The 3,699-nt window shown below is 58.9% G+C and carries 8 protein-coding genes; 2 read left to right on the top strand and 6 right to left on the bottom strand.

Features of this window, described 5'->3' with window-relative positions; genetic code table 11:
- Window positions 1-148: 148 nt before the first annotated feature.
- The 6 genes from KAY22_RS26245 to KAY22_RS26225 form a co-directional block, all read right to left on the bottom strand.
- Window positions 149-547, bottom strand: a complete 399-nt coding sequence (locus KAY22_RS26245; protein ID WP_296626029.1) for a hypothetical protein — start codon at window positions 545-547, stop codon at window positions 149-151.
- A gap of 72 nt (window positions 548-619) precedes the next feature.
- Complete coding sequence (locus KAY22_RS28040; protein ID WP_366514175.1) at window positions 620-1,060, bottom strand: HNH endonuclease; 441 nt, start codon at window positions 1,058-1,060, stop codon at window positions 620-622.
- A 387-nt stretch (window positions 1,061-1,447) separates the two neighbouring features.
- The gene (locus KAY22_RS26240; protein WP_296626028.1) at window positions 1,448-1,963 is read right to left on the bottom strand and encodes a hypothetical protein; all 516 of its coding nucleotides are present in this window, start codon (window positions 1,961-1,963) and stop codon (window positions 1,448-1,450) included.
- Window positions 1,960-2,517: a GIY-YIG nuclease family protein gene (locus KAY22_RS26235; RefSeq protein ID WP_296626027.1), complete on the bottom strand. Its 558-nt coding sequence runs from the start codon at window positions 2,515-2,517 to the stop codon at window positions 1,960-1,962. Before KAY22_RS26235 ends, KAY22_RS26240 begins: the two co-directional genes overlap by 4 nt.
- Window positions 2,514-2,663: a hypothetical protein gene (locus KAY22_RS26230; RefSeq protein WP_296626026.1), complete on the bottom strand. Its 150-nt coding sequence runs from the start codon at window positions 2,661-2,663 to the stop codon at window positions 2,514-2,516. The genes KAY22_RS26235 and KAY22_RS26230 overlap by 4 nt, the downstream gene beginning before the upstream one ends.
- Window positions 2,660-2,863, bottom strand: coding sequence for a hypothetical protein (locus KAY22_RS26225; RefSeq protein WP_296626025.1), 204 nt, complete (start codon window positions 2,861-2,863; stop codon window positions 2,660-2,662). The genes KAY22_RS26230 and KAY22_RS26225 overlap by 4 nt, the downstream gene beginning before the upstream one ends.
- A gap of 49 nt (window positions 2,864-2,912) precedes the next feature.
- Between KAY22_RS26225 and KAY22_RS26220 the strand changes: the two genes are divergently transcribed.
- On the top strand, window positions 2,913-3,356 hold the full coding sequence (locus KAY22_RS26220; RefSeq protein ID WP_296626024.1) for an RNA polymerase sigma factor region1.1 domain-containing protein: 444 nt from the start codon (window positions 2,913-2,915) through the stop codon (window positions 3,354-3,356).
- Window positions 3,357-3,421: 65 nt separating this feature from the next.
- The coding region (locus KAY22_RS26215; RefSeq protein WP_296626023.1) for a hypothetical protein at window positions 3,422-3,699 on the top strand (278 nt) is incomplete at its 3' end.

Raw genomic sequence — 3,699 nt, 5'->3', positions numbered from 1 at the left:
GTCATGGTGAGTTCTTCATTCAGGCTGCTGAGCGCCGCGATGGCCTGATCGCGCTCGCGCTGATCGACGGGCTTCGGCGGTGCGGTTCTGATAGCGACCGGCTGGGGCGCTGGCTTCTTTCGGAAGAATGAGAGCATGGATGTCGCCCTCAATTCGTCAGTTCAGTTGCATCACCTCGGAAGTCGATGTCCGGGATGATGGTCTGAGGCTTGAAGATCACGCGGTAGTGATAGGTGCTGGCCCTGTTCGGCTCCAACTGCTCAACGAAGTACGTCACATTGTCGGAAAGTCCGAGGAAGTGCTTCTTGAAGGCGTTGGGCCCGACTTTGCATGTGATGGTGAGTTGGTCGGCGGTGTCTTTGTTGCCGAGCGAACAAAGTCCTTCAACGGTGAGCATGTACCCACCAGTAATGCCGTTGTAGAATACCACGCGCCGGTTGACCTCGAACATGTCGGCTGCCTTCGACAGGTTCTGTGATGCGATATCCGCGTCGGTGCAGCCGGCGAGAATGGATAGGCCCATCAAGGCGAAAACTGCTTTCTTCATCTCATCTCTCCCGCTTCCTTTTTCGCGCTCTTGATAGCTTCCAGCTTTGAAGCCAGAGCGCGAATTTGATTGCTAAACATGCGCCCAACTCTCCCGCCTGATGATGTCGCTGATGGTTCCCTGGTTGACGCCGTATGTGTCTGCGATACTTCGCTGCGGGACCTTGCCGGCGAGATTTCGTATCGCCACAACATCGGCGTCAGTCAGCTTGGATGCGCCATTCCGTGCGCCACAATTAACGGTCCCATGGTCCTTCATGTCGGCCATGTTTGCCGCATGCGTCTTCCATGAGATATGAGCTTTGGCGCAACACCTTCGGTTGCCGCACGAGTGTGCGGCCTCCTGCTTATCGTGTGGTTGGCCGTGAAAATGCTCACACACGAGCCGGTGAACGAGCTTGTTTCCCACCACCCCGTACCCAAGACCATTAGCCGCGAATGGCCAGATCAAGCAGGAGTCATCGAGATGGACTAGAACGACCTCTTTGAAGAAGGTTTTAGCGAACGCTCTCATCATTCACCCTTCAGTTCCGGGGCGATCCACTCCGCAAGTGACGCCCATCTGTGACCGCATTGCCGCGCGCGTTTCGCAATGGAATTCCGCATCTGCCACGGCAAGCGCCGCATCCAGCCGAAGCAGGCGCGCGCGGGCCGGTCGATGATGTCCCTACCGTGGGCCGGCCCGCAATTGCGGATGACGCGAAATGACCACGAGCCGCAGCGGACGCGAATGGCTGATCCATGCGAACGACAACCGTCCATGCTCACGCCCCCGCGTTTCTGGCGACCTGCTCAAGCCAGTTCGGCTGGGCCGGGATGAGGTCGAGCGCGTCTACGTTCTCATGCGATTGATCGATGAGAGGACGGCGAAACAGGGATAGGAGGCGGGCGAGGAATGGCATCAGGCGGTTTCCCTCTCCGCCGCCGCCAGCGCCTTCTTGCATTGATAGCAATGGTCGAGGCCGCTCGATCCGCAATTGTCCGGGTTCAGGCAGTAAGGGCGATAGTCCCGCACCGTCTTGCGAACCTGCCCCTTACGCATGAACGCCGGCACGACTTCTTCATCGGAAAGGATCGCCGGGGAGAGCGGAGGGACGCCCTCCCCGGCTTTGATCGGCTCAGCCTGCTTGGGAGGGGATGGCTGAGCCGGGCCCGAGACTTTGCCCGCCGCGCTCTCGGTAGACGCGGAACCGTCAGGGGAGGAGGGGCTGACGGATTGGTGATCTTTGCGCGCGATTGCATCGGACACGCTCGCGGCGGGCGTGCTGCGGACCGCATCGGCGGCACCTGCTGGCAAGGGCGGGGCCATTCCCTCGCCGCATACTTGCGCCGTGCGCCCCGATCCTGTTGCCGTTTCCGACTGATCCTGGGTGTCGTGGATTTCGCCGGTGAAGTGGGATGCCGGATAGTGCTTCATGACAGAAGCCTCCCGGCAACTTGCAATCCGGTCCGTGAGGCGATGTAGTCATGAACAATCGGCTGATCCCGAAACCATTCGTGGGCCATGCGCGCAGGCATCAACTTCGAATGGATGACATGCTCGTTCAGCATGAAGCCGTCGACAGTCGCCACCAACTGGATCGGAAGACGTGTCTCGCCCGAAAGCTGAGCTACGCGCCGCGTCGGCTCATGCGAAAATCCGATCTTCCAGTTTCCCGACCGAATGTCTTGGGCGAAGTAGACGCGCCCCATCGGCAACGCGCCGCCAATGATCATGTCGCGATATTCAAACGCGACCTGGCGGACGTCACCGTGAGCGCACTTCTCGAAAACCTCCCTAGCGACAGGGAACGGCAACCCCAAGATTTCCCCGCCGAGCCTATGGGCCCGGTTCATCCACCGCTTGCCGTGACCATGGCATTGGTTGACCATCCGTGATGTCCACGACAGCCCCTCCACCATTCTTTCGAAGTGCTCACGGCAGGCCGGGCAAAAGTCGGCCGGGGTCGCGATACGAATTGCCTCGCTCATGCCGCCTCCCGCACAGCCTTCCGGCGGCGCAATTCAGCGTCGACCTCGGCTTTCGTCCGCCTGACGATCAGGCCATGCTCGGGGTCGAGAAGATGATAGGTGCCGTCCTCGGTCCAGACCGCTCCGCAGCGCAGGTGATCGCTCATTGCGCCACCCCTTCTGGTTGAGGGGTGAACATGGCCTCAAGCACTTTGACGCGGGTGGCTTCGCGTGGTTCACGACCAGCGCGAAGCTGGAACACAAACCTGGGGTCGCTAGCGTATTCCTTGCCGAATTGCGTCGGGTTCATCCCTCGCTCGGCGATGAAGCGCTCTATGGTTTCACGGAAGCGTTCAAGTTCGGACATTCCCTACCAATAATAGGAAATTCCCTACCAATCAAGAGGGAATTTCCTATTGGACGATAGGAAGGAATTTTGTGATGCCTCATGCATGGTAGATACCGCCATAGAAATACAGATGGAGGCCCTTCGCAGGCGGCTGATAAAGGCCGTCAAAGTGGAGGGGGTTGTGACGTATAAAGAGATTTCAGAGGCTCTGAATCAGAATCAGACGTTCGTCCAGCAGTTCGTTACAAAGCGGTCCCCAAAACGACTGTATGATGAGCAGATCGACACGATAGAGCGCATCCTGAAGGAAAAGGAGGCAGAAGCTTCGTCGGACAGCGAGCGCTCGATAGACGCGGAGGCCCGCCTTCGCACCGCATTAATTGCGTTTGGCGTCGACCATAAGCTTCTCCCTAGGTTGATGGCGGTGATCAGGAGCGGGTTTCTTAAGTCGGGCGCGGAGGGGCGGGCAAGAAAAATTCCTATTGGTAGGTTTTTTCCTATTGCCTATTGATAGGAAATTACCTATCGTTCTCCCCATCACCGCCGGCAACCGCCGCACCGAAGGGGAGAACCAACGTGGCATTGTCCGACCAGCACGCAGTCACCTACGACTTCGAAGAGCTTCAGCCGGTGATCGGCGGTGTCCGTATGGACATTTACATCACCGGCACTGCCGAACTGGCGCACGATCCGAGCTACGGCACATTCTACGTCAAGTCGATCACGCTGCCCGGCTCGGTCAAGGACATGAGGGCGAGGCCGTCACTGTTCGGCGGCCGTCCTCGTAAGCCGGTTCCATTCACCATGTTGCGCCGCGCGGACCACGATAGCTCGCTTGAGGCGCATCTGTTCCG

It is taken from the genome of Rhizorhabdus sp. (assembly GCF_018006725.1).
Lineage (GTDB): Bacteria > Pseudomonadota > Alphaproteobacteria > Sphingomonadales > Sphingomonadaceae > Rhizorhabdus.
Note: the sequence above shows the minus strand (reverse complement) of the source record. Positions and strands in the feature narration are given on the sequence as shown.